The sequence below is a fragment of the Curtobacterium sp. Csp2 genome (genome assembly GCF_013347165.1).
The window spans coordinates 702,137-717,581 of sequence record NZ_CP054593.1 but is presented as its reverse complement, the minus strand read 5'-3'; the positions used below and the strand labels follow the sequence as shown (position 1 = coordinate 717,581).

Here is a 15,445-nt window from a genome sequence, read left to right as displayed (position 1 = left end):
CCGTCTGCGGCGACGTCAGATCGACGTCTGCAACTGCTGCGTCCAAAATGCATCCAATCCTGAGTTGACCGCGCGGACGTCGTCCGGCGTTCCGAAGAGTTCGAACCTGTAGAGGAGAGGGACGCCGCACTTCTGTGCGATGACGTCCCCGGCCAGGCCGTAGGCCTCGCCGAAGTTCGTGTTGCCCCCGACGACCACTCCGCGGATGAGCGAGCGGTTCTGTTCGTCGTTGAGGAACTTGATGACCTGCTTGGGCACCGCGCCCTGCCCGTTGCCGCCGCCGTACGTCGGCAGGACGAGCACGTACGGCTCGTCCACGCGCAGGAACGGTTCGTTCGGGTAGAGCGGGATGCGGTCCGCGTCACGGCCGAGCTTCTCGACGAAGCGTGCGGTGTACCCGGATACGCTCGAGAAGTAGACGAGGCGACTCATGTGCGCGCTCCTTGTGAGAGGTGCGGACAGCAGATCAGGAGTGGCCTGTCGGAGGCGCTGCGTGCCTCCAGGCCGGCGGAGGTGCGGGTCCCGGGACGGGACCCGCACGGCTCACGCGAGTTCGGCGCTGAGCGTCGCGATCTTGTCGGGACGGAAGCCCGACCAGTGGTCGTCGTCGGTGACGACGACGGGGGCCTGCATGTAGCCGAGGCTCTTGACGTGCTCGAGCGCGGCTTCGTCGGCGGAGACGTCGAGCACCTCGTACTGGATGCCCTTGTTGTCGAGCGCGCGGTACGTCGCGGTGCACTGGACGCAGGACGGCTTGGTGTAGACGGTGACGGCCATGATCTCCCCTGGTTCTTGCTGGTTGTTCGTGCTGTGGAGTGGTGCTGGTGTCGGGTGCCGCTTGCACCTGCCCGCTGGCACCTGCGCAGACGTGTCCGGGAAGGGGCCGCTGCGGTGGCTCCACACTACATCTAGTGGCTGGCCGAGGCACCGACCACAAGAGGAAGTGTTACAGCCGTGTAGTTCTCCACAACGCCCTCCACAGTCTGTGGATTCCCGGGAGGCCCGGAATCACGCCAGTCTGCGGCCCACCACCGACACTTCCCCACACCGGTGGACAGCCTCGATCCACATGTGTGGAATCAGCGCGTCGGCGTGTCGCGGACGGTCCTCCACACGGGCCTCCGGAGGCCGCTCGTCCACAGCACCCCCGGACGGGTGACGGCCCCGTCCGTCCGGTCCGTACACTCGTCTCGTGAGTGCCTACGGACCCCTGCTGAAGACCCCCGGAGTCGGTCGCGTCATCGCAGCGCAGCTCACCGCGCGGTTCCCGTTCGGCATGCTCTCGCTCGCGTACCTGCTGCACGTCGAGCACGTCTTCCACTCCTACGGCGCTGCCGGGCTCGTGCTCGCGACGACGAGCATCGGCCAGGCCATCGCCGGTCCGCTCACCAGTCGGTGGATGGGCAGCTGGGGCATGCGCCCGGTCCTGGTGCTGACGAGCATCGTCGCGCTGCTCAGCATGGGCGTCGTCGCGTTCGCCACCATGCCGCTCTGGGCGTACGTGGTCGTCGGGTTCCTCGGCGGCCTCGCGGTCCCGCCCGTGCAGCCGGCGGTGCGCACCATCTACCCCAAGATGGTGACCTCGTCGCAGCTCACGCCCCTGTTCTCCCTGGACGCCAGCGCGCAGGAGCTCATCTGGGTCGCCGGTCCGGTCATCACGACGTTCGTCGCGACGCAGGTCGGCACGGTGCAGGCGATCGTCGTGGCGATGGTGTTCCTGGTCGTCGGCGGCGTGTGGTTCATCGCCTCCCCCGAGCTCGGCCGCGTCCGCATCCCCCGCTCGAAGCGTGCGTTCGGCGTCGTGCTGCGCCGCCCCTCGGTCGTCGTGGCGACCCTGACCGGCCTGCTGCTCATCGGGGCGTGCGCCGCGGTCGAGGCCAGTGTCACGAGCGTCTTCGGCGAGGGCAGCCCGAACGCCGGCATCGTCCTCGCGGTGTTCGCCGTCGGGTCGCTCGCGGGCGGGCTCGCGCTCGGGCACCGTCCGATCTCCCCGAACACCCTCTGGGCGCGCATGTGCATCGTGTTCGTCGGACTCGCGCTGGCCGTGGGCGGCACGGACTTCTGGTGGCTCTGCCTGGCGCTCGTGATCGCCGGCGCCGGCATCGCCCCGGCCCTCGCGGTGATGTTCGGCTCGGTGTCCGCGACCGTGAAGTTCTCCGACACGGCAGAGGCCTACGGCTGGATGGGCACCGGGCAGCTCATCGGCGCCGCGGGCGGCTCTGCGGTGGCCGGGTTCCTCATCGACGCGAACGGGCCCTCGGGCGGCATGACCGTGGGCGCGGTGATGGCGGCGGCCGGCGTGGTGCTGCCGCTCGTCACGAAGCGGTGGCTGCCCGACCTGCGCGGCCGTGACGCGAGCCCGATTCCCGACACCGAGCCGGTGACACTGCCGTCCTGACGAGAGCGACGGCAGACGGCGGAAGGGGCGGAGCCGTGCGGCTCCACCCCTTCCGTCGTCGGGACAGGGTCTCGGTCAGACCTCCTGGAGGATGAACCGGTAGGCCGCTGACTGCTGCCCGCCGTCCTCGACCACGAGCGTGTACTCGGCGAACGAGGCTCCGTCGGGCAGGGTCAGCTGCAGGGCCGTCCGGCTGCCGGCGGCCACTTCCTGCGAGCTGACCTCGCGGGTCTCGGAGCCGTCGAACGCGGAGACGTGCAGGGTGCCGGCAGCGCGCGAGAAGACGTCCGCCGTGCGCGTGGCGTGACCGGAGAACACCCAGATGTCCTCCGGGTCCCCCTGCTCGTCCTCGGTCTGGTCCGCGTACTGGCCGTCGACCGTGAACACCGTCGGACGCGACGGCTCGGCGACGCTGGACCGGGCAGAGGCCGTCGTGACGGTGTCGGCGGGCGCCTGCACTGCGTACCACTGGATCTGCGAGCCGGTCGGCACGAACAGCGTCGGCGTGAGCTGCTTGCCGAACCGCAGGACGTACTCCGCCTGTGCGGAGGGGGTGGACACGGTGAAGGAACCGTCCGCGCCGACGATCGCAGAGCCCTGCCAGCCGACACCCGCTGCGATCTGGACGGTCTTGTTCGCGTACGACGCGTCGTGGACGGTGCCCGAGACCGTGACGACCCCGTCACGAGCGATACTCGAGGTCACCTCCACCGCACCGAAGGTGTGGGCACCCGCGTCGGCGGCGGTCGCCGAGCTGACGGCGGTCGGGGTGATCGTCGCGGCACCGGCCGGGACGGCACCGAGGACGGCGGCGCCGAGCGTGAGGGCGAGGCCGGTGGTGGCGCAGAGCGCGCGGGACATCTTCATGGGAGTTCCTTTCATCGGGGACCAGGAAATACTGCATACCGGACGCTGATCCACTCCCGAGTGCGATGTGAACATCCAAGGCCAGCGGGCGGCGGCACACCGACCGCGCCCGGCAGGATGGGTGCATGGTCACCTCGATCCCCCTCCGCGACGGCCGCAGCATCCCCGCGATCGGCTTCGGCGTCTACAAGGTCGACGACGCCCAGGCCGAGACGGCGGTCGGTCTCGCGCTCGACGCCGGCTACCGGCACGTCGACACCGCCGAGATGTACGGCAACGAAGCCGGTGTCGGCAAGGCGATCCGCGCCTCCGGGCTCGACCGTGACGACGTCTTCGTGACCACCAAGGTGTGGAACGACCACCAGGGGCGCGACGCGACGCTGCGGGCGTTCGACGCGAGTCTCGAGCGGCTGGGGACCGACACGGTCGACCTGTACCTCATCCACTGGCCGGCCGCTGCGAACGACCGCTACGTCGAGACCTGGCGGACGCTGGTCGAACTGCGCGAGCAGGGCCGTGCGCGGAGTGTCGGCGTCTCGAACTTCCAGGTGCCGCACCTGCAGCGGCTGATCGACGAGACGGGCGAGGTCCCCGCGCTCAACCAGGTCGAACGGCACCCGTGGCTGCCCCAGCGCGAGCTCATCGCGTTCCACGAGCAGCACGACATCGCCACGGGGGCGTGGTCACCGCTCGGCCGCGGTCGGCTCGTCGACGAACCGGTGCTCACGGGCATCGCGGACGCGCACGGGGTCAGCGTCGCGCAGGTGCTCGTCCGGTGGAACGTGCAGCAGGGCGTGGTGGTGCTGCCGAAGTCGGTCACGCCCGCGCGGATCCGGTCGAACCTCGACGTCGACGGGTTCGCGCTGACCGAGGACGACCTCGCCGCGATCGCCACGCTCGAGTCCGGGCAGCGCACCGGCTCCCACCCGGACACCGTCTCCTAGCGCGCCCGGCCGGGCCCGGCCTCGCTCAGCCCTCGCGGTCCTCCTCGGACTGCCAGGGCAGGTGCAGGTCGCCCGGCTCGGGCTCGACGTCGCCGGCGTCGTCGGCCCCACCGGTGCCGGGCGCGGCCACGACGCGGGACGGATCGATGCCGTCCGCCTCCAGGTCCTCGCGGCTGCGCTGGTCCGTCTGCGCCGCCACGGTCTCCCGCTCGCTCGACGGGCTGTAGGACGTGTCCGCGGCCTCCTGCTCGGACGCGCTCACGCCGTCGGTGCCCTCGTGGTGCGCCGCGTCGCCGAGGGCGTCGCTCCGTGCGCGGTCGTCGGAGGCTTCGGGGCCCGGTGCGTCCGGGATGCTGTCGCTCATGGGCTGCACAGTAGGCCGGTGACCTCCGGTACCGGTTCGGTCACGGCGCTCGTGATCCGCTTCCCGCTCCACTACGGTCGTCGCGAGGGGGTCCGACATGGGACGCAGGACGGTCACGGCATCGATCGCGATCGCGGGGGTGACGGCGCTGGTGCTCACCGGTTGCTCGGTGTTCGGCGGGGACGACCCGCTGCCGAAGCCCACCGGGCACGCGGCACCGAGCGCATCGGCGCACCCGGACAGCGGCACGGACGGCAGCGGCACCGGAACTGACGGCACCGCTCAGCAGGTCGTGACGAAGCAGGCGGTCCCCGCGGGCACCGTCGTCGCCGAGACGGACCTCGTCTCGAAGTCCGGCGACACCGCCGTGCACGTGCGCGTCGTGGCGGACGACGCCGGCACCTTCGACGCGGAACTCTCCGGCTACCGCACGACGAACCCCCAGCCGATGACGGTCGAGTTCCGCCGGTCGGCTGCCTCGCCCGGCGACGGGTTCGACTGGGAATCGGTCGCCTCGACGACCTGGCAGGCGGACGCCCCGGCGCCCACGTCGATCAGCCTCTCCGACGCGGGGTCCTTCCCCGACTGGCTGCACAGCGTCGTCCTCGTGCCCGCGGCGACCACGCAGGCAGCCGACACCGACGAATCGGACACTCCGATCGACGCGGACCGTCCATGGGTCGGGAGCGTCCTGGCGGCGGCGACCCTGCAGTGGCACATCCCGAGTCCGTACCCGGACCTGCACGTCCAGGTCGGCGCCGCCCGTGCCGGCGCCTACGGGTGGGTCTTCGACGCGGCGGGCGACAAGCTCACCACGCCCGGCAACGGTGTACCGACGTCGTACCGGGTGTCCCACGGCGACGACCAGACCACGGTCGCGAAGCGCTTCGGCCTGACCCTGGCGCAGCTCCGGTGGTTGAACCCCACGATGCGGGTGCACGGCAACGGCTGGTTGTACGAGGACACCGACCTGAACCTCGACCCCGCCGGACGCTGACCACGGCGGCACCGCCCGGTCCGTTACGCTCGACCCCGCACCCGCACCACCCTGGAGGTCACCCCGTGACGATCGTCGCCGCCGCAGACGGATCCGCCCTCGGCAACCCCGGCCCGGCCGGCTGGGCCTGGTACGTCGACGACGACCGCTGGGCCGCCGGCGGCTGGCCGCGAGCCACGAACAACATCGGCGAGCTCACCGCCGTCCTGCAGCTGCTCCGCGCGACGAAGGACACCGGCGAACCGCTCCACATCCTGTGCGACAGCCAGTACGCGATCAAGGCGTGCACCGAGTGGCTCGCCGGGTGGAAGCGGAAGGGCTGGCGGAAGGCCGACGGCAAGCCCGTGCTGAACGTCGAGATCATCAAGGAGCTCGACGCCGAGCTGCAGGGCCGCAAGGTCACGTTCGAGTGGGTCCGCGGGCACGTCGGCCACGAGATGAACGAGGCCGCGGACGTCCGTGCCCGCGGTGCCGCGACCGCGTACCAGAACCACACCGAGGTCCCGACGGGCCCGGGATGGCCGGGCAAGCAGGTCGACCCGGTACCCGAGCCGGTGCAGGTCGAACCGCCCGCGACCCTGTTCTAGAACCGGACCGAAGCGACCACCGGACCGACGCGACCGGCGAACCGGTCGCAGCGCGGTCAGTACGTCCCGTCGCGCCGGTCCTGGCGGGTGATCTGCTCCCCCGACGCCGGGTCGATCCCCGACCGCGTCGTGGTGGTCGTCCGGCGACCGCCGAACCCGACGGCCAGGCTGATGATGAGCAGCACGACGCCCGCGGCCATCAGGATGTACCCGATCAGGCGCAGGTCGACCCCGGCGAGCTGGATGTCCAGGGCGAACGCCACGATGGCGCCGATGACGATCAGGGCGATGCTCGATCCGATGCGCATGGGAGTTCCTCTCGACGGACCCGGCTGTCCGGGCTGCCGTCGAACGTACCCGTCCGTCAGAGTGGACGTTCCCACAGGGCGACGGTGCTCTCCAGGCGGTCGTACCGGTACGGCTTCGTCTCCCCGGTGGGCGTGTAGCCGAGCGCCCGCCAGAACGGCTCCGCGACGGCAGCGTTCGTCGCGACGATCCCGAGGCGCAGCCGACCGACCCCCGGCACCGAGCGCACCCGGTCGACGACGGCCTCGTGCAGCGCGCGGCCGAGCCCCTGTCCCTGCCGGTCCCCGCGGACGAGCAGCAGTCCGACGAAGGCCGCGCCCGGGTCCGGGTAGCCGAACAGCACGTCCGCGAACGCCACGAGCCGGTCCCCGTCGAACAGCCCCCAACCGTGCTTGCCCACCGGGTCGAAGCCCTCGGGCACGCTGATCAGCGCGCTCAGGGCGTCCGACGGCCCGGGCGGGTACCCGGTGATCCGCTCGGTGTAGTCCGGCGCGGACTCGAGCAGGTCCTGCAGCGCGGCGACGTCAGCGTCGCCGTCGAGCGACCGGAAGACCGGATCGGTGACCGCGCACATCAGTCGACGTCCACGTCCGTCCAGCCGTCGAACCGGCCGATCTCGGTGACCCGGACGACGGCCTCGCCCGCGGCGTCCGACGCGTCGAGGTCGATCGTCGCCGAGAACCCGAAGTCCTTGTCCCCCGCCGGGTCGGCGAAGATCTGCCGCGCGCGCCACGTCCGTCCCTCCTCGGACAGCACCAGGTACTGCATCGACCGCGCGTCCGCGTCCGTGCCGATCGCGTCGTGCACGTCGTAGTACTCCTCGAGCACCGCGTCCCACTCGTCCCGCCCGAACCCGGCGGCACCGTCGAGCGCCCCGAGTCCCGCCGGGTCGTCCGCCGCCGCGAGCAGCACCCGCTGGAACAGCGCGTTCCGCACGAGCACCCGGAACGCCCGCGGGTTCCCGGTCAGGCGCGCGGGCTGCGGCGGGGCGATCTCGTCGTGTTCGGCAGCCGCCGCCGACACGGAACCGTTGACGAGCGCCTCCCACTCGTCGACGAGCGAGGAGTCCGTCTGCCGCACGACCTCGCCGAGCCACTCGATCAGGGCCTCGAGCTCGGGCGTCCGCTGCTCCTCGGCGATGGTCTGCCGCATGGTCCGGTACGCATCGGACAGGTACCGGAGCACGAGCCCCTCGGAGCGGGTGAGGTCGTAGAACCGTACGAAGTCCCCGAACGTCATCGCCCGCTCGTACAGGTCACGGACGACGGCCTTCGGCGACAGCGCGAAGTCGAGCACCCACGGCTGCTCGGCGGCGTAGGCCTCGTATGCAGCTTCCAACAGCGAAGCGAGCGGCTTCGGCCAGGTGACCTCCTCGAGCAGCTCCATCCGCTCCTCGTACTCGATCCCCTCCTGCTTCATCCGGGCGACGGCCTCGCCTCGCTCCTTGAACTGCTGCTGCGACAGGATCGCCCGCGGGTCGTCGAGGGTCGCCTCGACGACCGAGACCATGTCCAGCGCGTACGTGGGCGACGAGGGGTCGAGCAACTCGAACGCGGCCAGCGCGAACGGCGACAGCGGCTGGTTGAGCGCGAAGTTCTGCTGCAGGTCGACCGCCAGCCGGTACACACCGTCCACCCGCTCGATCACCCGGGCGTTGACCAGCGTCCGCGCGATGGTGAGCGCCCGCCGGGCCATCGCGAGCTGCCGGGCCCGCGGTTCATGGTTCTCGAACACGAGTTGGCGGACCGACTCGAACGGCGAGCCCCCGCGCGCGACGACGGCGAGCACCATCGCGTGCGTGATCCGCATCCGCGACACCATCGGCTCGGGCTCCGCCGCGATGAGCCGCTCGAAGGACGCCTGTCCCCACGAGACGAACCCCTCCGGCGCCTTCTTCTTCTTGACCTTGTTCTTCTTCTTCGGGTCGTCCCCGGCCTTGGCGACGACGCGGGCGTTCTCGATCTCGTGCTCGGGGGCCTCGGCGACGACGTCGCCCTCGGTGTCGTAGCCCGCGCGACCGGCGCGTCCGGCGACCTGGTGGAACTCGCGCGCGGACAACTGTCGCATCTTGGTGCCGTCGAACTTCGTCAGCCCGGTCAGCAGCACCGACCGGATCGGCACGTTGATCCCGACCCCCAGGGTGTCGGTGCCGCAGATCACCGGCAGGAGTCCGCGCTGGGCGAGCTGCTCGACGAGCCGCCGGTACTTCGGCAGCATGCCCGCGTGGTGCACACCGATGCCGGCGCGGATGAGCCGGGACAGCGTCTGCCCGAACCCGGCGCTGAACCGGAACTGCGCGATCGCGTCGGCGATCTCGTCCCGACGAGCACGATCGGCGACGCGCACGGACATCAGCGCCTGTGCCCGCTCGAGCGCCGCCGCCTGCGAGAAGTGCACGATGTAGACCGGCGCCTTGCCCTCCTCGAGCAGCCGTTCGACGGTCTCCTGCACGGGCGTCATGACGTACTCGTAGGACAGCGGCACCGGCCGCGAGACACCGGTCACCCGTGCGGTCGGGCGTCCGGTCCGCCGGGACAGGTCGTCGGCGATGGTCGTCACGTCGCCGAGGGTCGCCGACATGAGCAGGAACTGCGCCCGCTCGAGCACGAGCAGCGGCACCTGCCACGCCCACCCGCGGTCGGGGTCCCCGTAGAAGTGGAACTCGTCCATCACGACGACGTCGACCTCGGCGTCCGGACCCTGTCGCAGAGCGAGGTTCGCGAGGATCTCGGCCGTGCAGCACACGATCGGGGCGTCGGCGTTGACGCTCGAGTCGCCGGTGACCATCCCGACGTTCTGCGCGCCGAACAGGTCGACGAGCTGGAAGAACTTCTCGGACACGAGCGCCTTGATCGGGGCGGTGTAGTAGCTCCGCTTCCCCTCGGCGAGCGCGGCGAAGTGCGCGCCGGCCGCGACGAGCGACTTCCCGGTGCCGGTCGGCGTGCTGAGCACGACGTTCGCGCCGGAGACGAGCTCGATGACCGCCTCGTCCTGCGCCGGGTAGAGCGGGCGGCCGCCCGAGGCGGCCCAGTCGGCGAAGGCCTCGTACACCGCGTCCGGGTCGACGGCGCCGTCGACCGCCGCCGGCAGGGCGGCGACGAGCGGCGGGACGGTGGTGACGTCGGTCATGCGTCCATCCTCCCAGGTGGGTGGTGACCCAGAGGCGGCCGGGAGGATCGGGGCGGGCCCGCCACGATCCTCCCGGCCGGCGTGTGGATGCGCATGCATACACTCGAGACGTGCGCGAACTCGGATTCCTCTCCTTCGTCCCGAACCACGGCGGACCGGCCGGCGCTGCCGGCGCCCTCGAGGACGGCCTGCGGCTCTTCGAGACCGCCGAGTCCCTCGGCTACGGCACCGGCTGGGTGCGCGGCCGGCACTTCGAGCCGTTCCTCACCAGCCCCATGACGTTCTTCGCCGCCGCGGCCCAGCGGACGAGCACGATCGGCTTCGGCACGGCCGTGCTCGGCATGCGCTACGAGGACCCGGTGCGCCTGGCCGAGGACGCCAGCACGGTCGACCTGCTGAGCGGCGGCCGCGTGCAGCTCGGCATCAGCACGGGCATCGCCGGGTACGGGCCGATCCTGGACCCGGTGTTCGGCAGTACCGAACGGAGCTTCCGCGACGAGGCCGAGGCCCGGGCCGCCCGGCTGCTCGAGGTGCTGCGCGGCGAGCCGCTCGGGACCTCGGGCAAGGGCTACGAGAGCATCCCTGCCGACACCGAGCTGACGCTGCAGCCGCAGAGCCACGGCATGCTCGACCGCGTCTGGTGGGGCGGGGGCAGCCTGGGGACGGCCGAGCGCACGGCGGACAAGGGCCTGCTGCTGCACTGCTCGACCCTGAACACCGAGGACACGGGCGAGCCGTTCGCCGTCGCCCAGGCGGCGCAGATCGCGGCGTACCGGGAGCGCTTCGCGGCGCAGCACCCGGACCGGACCGCGAAGGTCGCCGTCGGCCGCATCGTGGTCCCGCTCCTCGACGACCACGACCGCGCGGTGCACGAGGAGTTCCTGACCGGGTACGCGAGCGGCATGGACGACGAGGGCCGACCGCGCTCCGGGCCGCCGTTCCGCTTCAGCAAGGTGGTCGCGGGCGGGGTCGCGGAGATCGTCGACGCCCTCGCCGCGGATCCCGCCGTGACCGCGACGGACGAGCTCGTCGTCACCCTGCCGGCGAACGGCGACGCGGCCGCGCACGAGCGGATCCTGCGCGTCGTCGCCGAGGAGGTCCTGCCGCAGCTGCGGTGATCCCCGACCCGCGCTGCCGCAGATCGCGCTGCGGGAGACGCATCCGGCCGGGCTGCGACAGGGTTGGTGAAGCCCCGGAGCCCTGGCCGGATGACCATCTCATCCCTGATCCGGAGGGGATGGTGCGCCGAGTCTTTCACTTCTCGAAGGATTTGTCATCATCGCGACGCGGACAAAGTGACGGTTCGTCATGCGTTGCGCTCAGCGGTCAATGATCCCCTTTGAGACCATTCCCCCGGGACGACGAATGCGCCCCCGCGCGGACGCGGAGGCGCATTCTGACGCACCGGGATCGCAGGGGCTCCGACGGCCGGATCAGGAGACCGCGTCGCTCACACAGCGACCCCGTATCGGTACGTGCACCGACGGTAACCAGCCGTCAGGCGCGCACCGATGCTACTCAATGCAACAACTGAACGCACGCAAACCGGATCACTCCAGTTCGAGGGTCGTCGTCCCGACCTCGGCGGCCACGGACTCCGCGACGTGCAGCGTGAACGTGCCGGTCTCGTACCGCCAGGCGCCGTCCCAGTGCGCGAACGCCCGGGCCGGCACCTCGATCGAGACCTCGGTCGACTCGCCCGCTCCGATCCGCACGGGTGCGAAGCCGACGAGCCACCGCACCGGACGGTCGACGGTCGACTCCTCGCGCGAGGCGTAGACCTGCACGACGTGCTTGCCCGCACGGTCACCGGTGTTCGCGACGGTCGCGGTGACGATGACCGCGTCCCCCTCGGACACCGTGGGCGTCGCGCTGATGCCGTCGATCGACCACGTCGTGTAGCCGAGGCCGTGGCCGAACGGGTACGCGGGCTCGGTCCCGGCGCGGAGCCAGGCACGGTAGCCGACGTGCACCCCCTCGTCGTACGCGACCTTGCCGTCGACGGGCGTGACGTTCGCGACCGGGACGTCCTCGAGCGTCGCCGGCCAGGTGGTGGGCAGGCGTCCACCGGGCTCGGCCGCGCCGGTCAGGACGTCGGCCAGGGCGTTGCCGTACTCCTGGCCGCCGAACCAGGTCAGGAGCACCGCGGCGACGTCGTCCCGCCAGGGCATCTCGACCGGGGACCCGGAGTTGACCACCACGACGGTGTTGGGGTTGGCGGCTGCGACGGCCCGGACCAGGTCGTCCTGGTGGCCGGGGAGCGCGAGCGACGAGCGGTCGTAGCCCTCGGACTCCACCTTGCTGTTCGTGCCGACGACGACGATCGCGACGTCCGCGCCGGTGGCGGTCGCGACGGCGGCGTCGATCAGCGCGGCGGGGTCGGCGTCGCTCGGCTCGGTGCCGAACTGGTAGGCGAGCACGCCACCGAGTGCCTCGTCCTGCACGATGTCGTACTCGATGCGGATCGCGACCTGCTGCCCCTCCTGCACCTGCACGGGCACCGAGCGCGCCGGCGGGTTGAGGAACGCGGCGCCGAGCTGGTCGCCCTCGTACGGCACGGTCTCGTCGAGCAGGAGCTCCCCGTCGATCCACAGGCGCGAGTGGCCGGCGGCGCCGATGCCGATCCGGACGGTGCCGGTCGACTCGGCGGTGTAGGTCGTGGTGATGTCGAGCCGGTCGGCCTCGCGCGTCGGGGCGTCCCCGCCGAACCAGAACAGCGCGGTGGCGCGGCGGTCCTCGACGTACAGCTCCTCGCCGTCCTTGACGAAGGCGACGCGGGCGCCGGGCTCGCCGGTGCCCGGGTTCGTGATGCTCGCGAGCGGGAACTCGGCGATGCCCTCCTGGACCACGGCACCGATGGCGTAGTCCACCGTCGCGCCGGGGAACGCGGCGCGGAAGCCCTCGATCGGCGTGACGACCCGCTCCGGGACGACCGTCGCGGAGCCGCCGCCCTGGGTGCGGGCCTGGTCGGCGTTGTGCCCGACGAGCGCGATGCGCGACACCGCGGCGGCGTCGAGCGGCAGCACGCCCTCGTTGCGGACGAGCACGGTGCCCTCGGCCTCGGCGGCGCGGACGAAGGCGACCCCGTCCTCGACGTGCACGGGGCGCTCGGCGACGGGCTCGAAGCCCTCGAGCGCACCGACCCGGGCGGCGAGCGTCAGGATGCGGTGGACCTTCCGGTCGATCGCGGCCATCGGCACCTCGCCCGACTCGACCGCCTGCAGCAGGGGCCCCTCGCTCCACCACGGGTTCGGTCCGGGCATCGCGACGTCCTGCGCGGCCTTCGCGGACTCGACCGAGCGGACACCCGTCCAGTCCGACACGACGATGCCGTCGAAGCCCCACTCCGAGTTGAGCGGCGTCTCGAGCAGGTCGTTCTCCGAGGCGGTGACGCCGTTGATCGCGTTGTACGACGACATGACCGCCCACGCGTGCGCCTCGGTCACGGCCTTCTCGAACGCGAGCAGGTACAGCTCACGCAGCGCCCGGTCCGACACCTCGGTCGACGCGGTGAAGCGGTCGGTCTCGTAGTCGTTCGCGATGTAGTGCTTCGGGGTCGCGGCGACGCCGTTCTCCTGGACGCCGGCGACGTAGCTCGCGGCGAGGTCGCCGGTCAGCACGGGGTCCTCGCTGAACGCCTCGAAGTGCCGTCCGCCGAGCGGGGAGCGGTGCAGGTTGATGGTCGGGCCGAGGACGACGTCGACGCCCTTGCGCCGGGCCTCCACCGCGGCGGCGGCGCCGTAGCGCTTCGCGATCGCGCGGTCCCAGCTCGCCGACAGGGCGGTCGCGGACGGCAGGTTGAGCGACGGGTCGCGCTCGTCCCACACCTCGCCTCGGACGCCGGAGGGACCGTCGGAGATCAGGATCCGGCGCAGACCGATCTTCTCGATCGGCCAGGTGGTCCAGAAGTCGCGTCCGGTCAGCAGCTGGACCTTCTCCTCGGTGGTCAGCTGTCCGACGAGCGCGTCGATGCGCTCGGTCAGCGGCGACGCACTGGAGGCGCGGGGCGTTTCTTCCACGGTGGTCACGATGGTCGGTCCCTTCGTTGTGCGACGGGCGACGGGGGCACGACCTCCGCGCGCCATCGTCGGCGGCTGGCGTCAGCGTAGCACCCAAAACCTTTCTGTACTCGGTTTTGCTGTCCGTCCGAGGGCGGTACGCTCGCGCCATGGCACGACGGGGTTCGTACGCGAAGGGCATCGCCAAGCGCGAGGAGATCCTCACCGTCGCGCTCGAACTCGTCGCCCAGCAGGGGTTCCGCCGCACGAGCATCAAGGACATCGCCGACGCGGTGGGGCTCACGCAGGCCGGGCTGCTGCACTACTTCGACTCGAAGGACGAGCTCTGGGTCGAGATCCTCCGCCGCCGCGACGAGCACGACAACGCCCAGGACTGGAACGCCTCGAATCCGGCCGAGCTGCTCGCCGCCGTGGTCCGGCACAACGCCGAGGTCCCGGGGCTGGTGCAGATGTTCGTGAACCTGTCCGCCGCGGCCGCCACGGACCCGGAGCACCCGGCGCACGAGTACTTCCGGCAGCGCTACGACTTCACCCGGGCGGACATGACCCGGCAGTTCCGCGACATGCAGCAGGACGGGCGGCTGCGCGCCGACGTCGACGCCGAGCGGCTCACCAGCGTGATGCTCGCGGTGTCGGACGGCATGCAGATCCAGTGGCTGTACGACCCGTCGCGCGACATGGCCGAGCACGTGGAGCTCGTCGCACAGCTCGCCATCACCCAGGCAGCCGCCCCGACGCGCTGATCCGCTGGAGGGCTGCGCCGCCGGGACAGGTACCGCCAGTGCCTGGTCCCGCCCAGCACCCGCACGGCAGGATGGGACCCGGCCGACCAGGCCGTCCGACGACGATGTGGAGTGACGCGATGACGCGTGTTGTGGTGACCGGAGGCAGCGGCAAGCTCGGACGGGCGGTCGTCCGCGACCTCGACGAGCACGGGTACGACGTGGTCCTGCTCGACCGGGTCCCCTCCCCCGACAAGCCCGAGCGGGTGCCGTTCGTCCGCATCGACCTGAGCGACTACGGCCAGGTGCTCGGCGCCCTCACCGGCATCGACGACCGCTACGACTCGGTCGACGCCGTGGTGCACCTGGCGGCCGTGCCCGCCCCCGGCCAGGTGCCCGACGTGGCCCTCATCACGAACAACGTGACCGCCTCGATCAACGTCTTCCACGCCGCCCGGGTCGCGAAGGTCAAGAACCTGGTGTGGGCGTCGAGCGAGACCCTGCTCGGGATCCCGATGGGCGAGCACCACCCGCCGTACCTGCCCGTCGACGAGGAGTTCGCGGTCCGCCCGCAGTCCTCGTACTCGCTCGGCAAGGCGGTGGAGGAGGAGATGGCCCGCCACTTCACCCGCTGGGACCCGGAGCTGAAGATGATCGGTCTGCGGTTCTCGAACGTGATGGACGAGACCGACTACCCGGCGTTCCCGTGGGACGCCTCCCCCGAGGCGAAGACGTTCAACCTGTGGTCGTACATCGACTCCCGCGACGGCGCCCAGGCGGTGCGGAAGTCGCTCGAGGCCGACCTCACCGGGTTCGAGGCGTTCGTCATCGCGAGCCCCGACACCGTGATGGACACCCCGACCATCGAGCTCGTCGAGCGCTTCGTGCCGGACATCGAGCGCCGGGCGGACATCGACGGCACGAGCTCGCTCCTGTCGTCCGACAAGGCCCGCGAGCTGCTCGGCTACGCCCCCGAGCACACCTGGCGCAACCACCGCACGAGCTGACCCCCTCTCCCGCCCTCCCCCTTCCGCAAAACGCAACGGGAGCGGTTTCTCGCAGCGGAATGTCGCTGCGAGNAACCGCTCNCNTTGCGTTTTGCGAGACGCGAC

15 protein-coding genes are annotated in these 15,445 nt (G+C 71.3%); 7 read left to right on the top strand and 8 right to left on the bottom strand.

Annotated features, from left to right (window positions below):
* Positions 1-15: 15 nt before the first annotated feature.
* Positions 16-432 (bottom strand): class Ib ribonucleoside-diphosphate reductase assembly flavoprotein NrdI, encoded by a 417-nt coding sequence (gene nrdI, locus HUN59_RS03565; protein ID WP_058741109.1) that lies wholly within the window; start codon positions 430-432, stop codon positions 16-18.
* A gap of 111 nt (positions 433-543) precedes the next feature.
* Entirely contained in the window at positions 544-777 is a 234-nt protein-coding gene (gene nrdH / locus HUN59_RS03560; protein WP_058727719.1) for a glutaredoxin-like protein NrdH, read from the bottom strand.
* Positions 778-1,192: 415 nt separating this feature from the next.
* Between nrdH and HUN59_RS03555 the strand changes: the two genes are divergently transcribed.
* On the top strand, positions 1,193-2,398 hold the full coding sequence (locus tag HUN59_RS03555) for an MFS transporter (RefSeq protein ID WP_174777516.1): 1,206 nt from the start codon (positions 1,193-1,195) through the stop codon (positions 2,396-2,398).
* A 75-nt stretch (positions 2,399-2,473) separates the two neighbouring features.
* Here the strand turns inward: HUN59_RS03555 and HUN59_RS03550 are convergent, their stop codons facing one another.
* Positions 2,474-3,265, bottom strand: coding sequence for a hypothetical protein (locus HUN59_RS03550; protein WP_174777515.1), 792 nt, complete (start codon positions 3,263-3,265; stop codon positions 2,474-2,476).
* A 125-nt stretch (positions 3,266-3,390) separates the two neighbouring features.
* On the opposite strand from HUN59_RS03550, the gene HUN59_RS03545 reads away from it, so the two are divergent.
* Positions 3,391-4,209: an aldo/keto reductase gene (locus tag HUN59_RS03545; RefSeq protein WP_174777514.1), complete on the top strand. Its 819-nt coding sequence runs from the start codon at positions 3,391-3,393 to the stop codon at positions 4,207-4,209.
* Positions 4,210-4,234: 25 nt separating this feature from the next.
* Here HUN59_RS03545 and HUN59_RS03540 read toward each other — a convergent pair whose 3' ends face one another.
* Complete coding sequence (locus HUN59_RS03540) at positions 4,235-4,573, bottom strand: hypothetical protein (RefSeq protein WP_174777513.1); 339 nt, start codon at positions 4,571-4,573, stop codon at positions 4,235-4,237.
* 97 nt (positions 4,574-4,670) lie between these two features.
* On the opposite strand from HUN59_RS03540, the gene HUN59_RS03535 reads away from it, so the two are divergent.
* Together HUN59_RS03535 and HUN59_RS03530 are read left to right on the top strand one after the other, a co-directional pair.
* A complete protein-coding gene (locus tag HUN59_RS03535; RefSeq protein ID WP_174777512.1) occupies positions 4,671-5,570 on the top strand; it encodes a hypothetical protein in 900 nt (299 codons plus the stop codon).
* 65 nt (positions 5,571-5,635) lie between these two features.
* Positions 5,636-6,157 (top strand): ribonuclease H family protein, encoded by a 522-nt coding sequence (locus tag HUN59_RS03530; protein WP_058741115.1) that lies wholly within the window; start codon positions 5,636-5,638, stop codon positions 6,155-6,157.
* A 56-nt stretch (positions 6,158-6,213) separates the two neighbouring features.
* On the opposite strand, the gene HUN59_RS03525 is transcribed toward HUN59_RS03530, so the two are convergent.
* From HUN59_RS03525 to HUN59_RS03515, 3 genes are read right to left on the bottom strand one after another with little or no spacing between them, the layout of a single operon-like run.
* The gene (locus HUN59_RS03525; protein ID WP_058741116.1) at positions 6,214-6,465 is read right to left on the bottom strand and encodes a DUF6458 family protein; all 252 of its coding nucleotides are present in this window, start codon (positions 6,463-6,465) and stop codon (positions 6,214-6,216) included.
* Positions 6,466-6,521: 56 nt separating this feature from the next.
* Complete coding sequence (locus HUN59_RS03520; protein WP_174777511.1) at positions 6,522-7,037, bottom strand: GNAT family N-acetyltransferase; 516 nt, start codon at positions 7,035-7,037, stop codon at positions 6,522-6,524.
* Positions 7,037-9,592, bottom strand: coding sequence for a DEAD/DEAH box helicase (locus HUN59_RS03515; RefSeq protein ID WP_174777510.1), 2,556 nt, complete (start codon positions 9,590-9,592; stop codon positions 7,037-7,039). Before HUN59_RS03515 ends, HUN59_RS03520 begins: the two co-directional genes overlap by 1 nt.
* A 110-nt stretch (positions 9,593-9,702) precedes the next feature.
* Between HUN59_RS03515 and HUN59_RS03510 the strand changes: the two genes are divergently transcribed.
* Positions 9,703-10,710 (top strand): LLM class flavin-dependent oxidoreductase, encoded by a 1,008-nt coding sequence (locus tag HUN59_RS03510; RefSeq protein ID WP_174777509.1) that lies wholly within the window; start codon positions 9,703-9,705, stop codon positions 10,708-10,710.
* Positions 10,711-11,142: 432 nt separating this feature from the next.
* On the opposite strand, the gene HUN59_RS03505 is transcribed toward HUN59_RS03510, so the two are convergent.
* On the bottom strand, positions 11,143-13,677 hold the full coding sequence (locus HUN59_RS03505; protein WP_441307028.1) for a glycoside hydrolase family 3 protein: 2,535 nt from the start codon (positions 13,675-13,677) through the stop codon (positions 11,143-11,145).
* Between the two features lie 83 nt (positions 13,678-13,760).
* Here HUN59_RS03505 and HUN59_RS03500 point away from each other — a divergent pair, with 83 nt between their 5' ends.
* Together HUN59_RS03500 and HUN59_RS03495 are read left to right on the top strand one after the other, a co-directional pair.
* Positions 13,761-14,354, top strand: a complete 594-nt coding sequence (locus HUN59_RS03500) for a TetR/AcrR family transcriptional regulator (RefSeq protein WP_174777507.1) — start codon at positions 13,761-13,763, stop codon at positions 14,352-14,354.
* Positions 14,355-14,473: 119 nt separating this feature from the next.
* Complete coding sequence (locus HUN59_RS03495; RefSeq protein ID WP_058741121.1) at positions 14,474-15,340, top strand: NAD-dependent epimerase/dehydratase family protein; 867 nt, start codon at positions 14,474-14,476, stop codon at positions 15,338-15,340.
* The last annotated feature ends 105 nt before the right edge of the window (positions 15,341-15,445 follow it).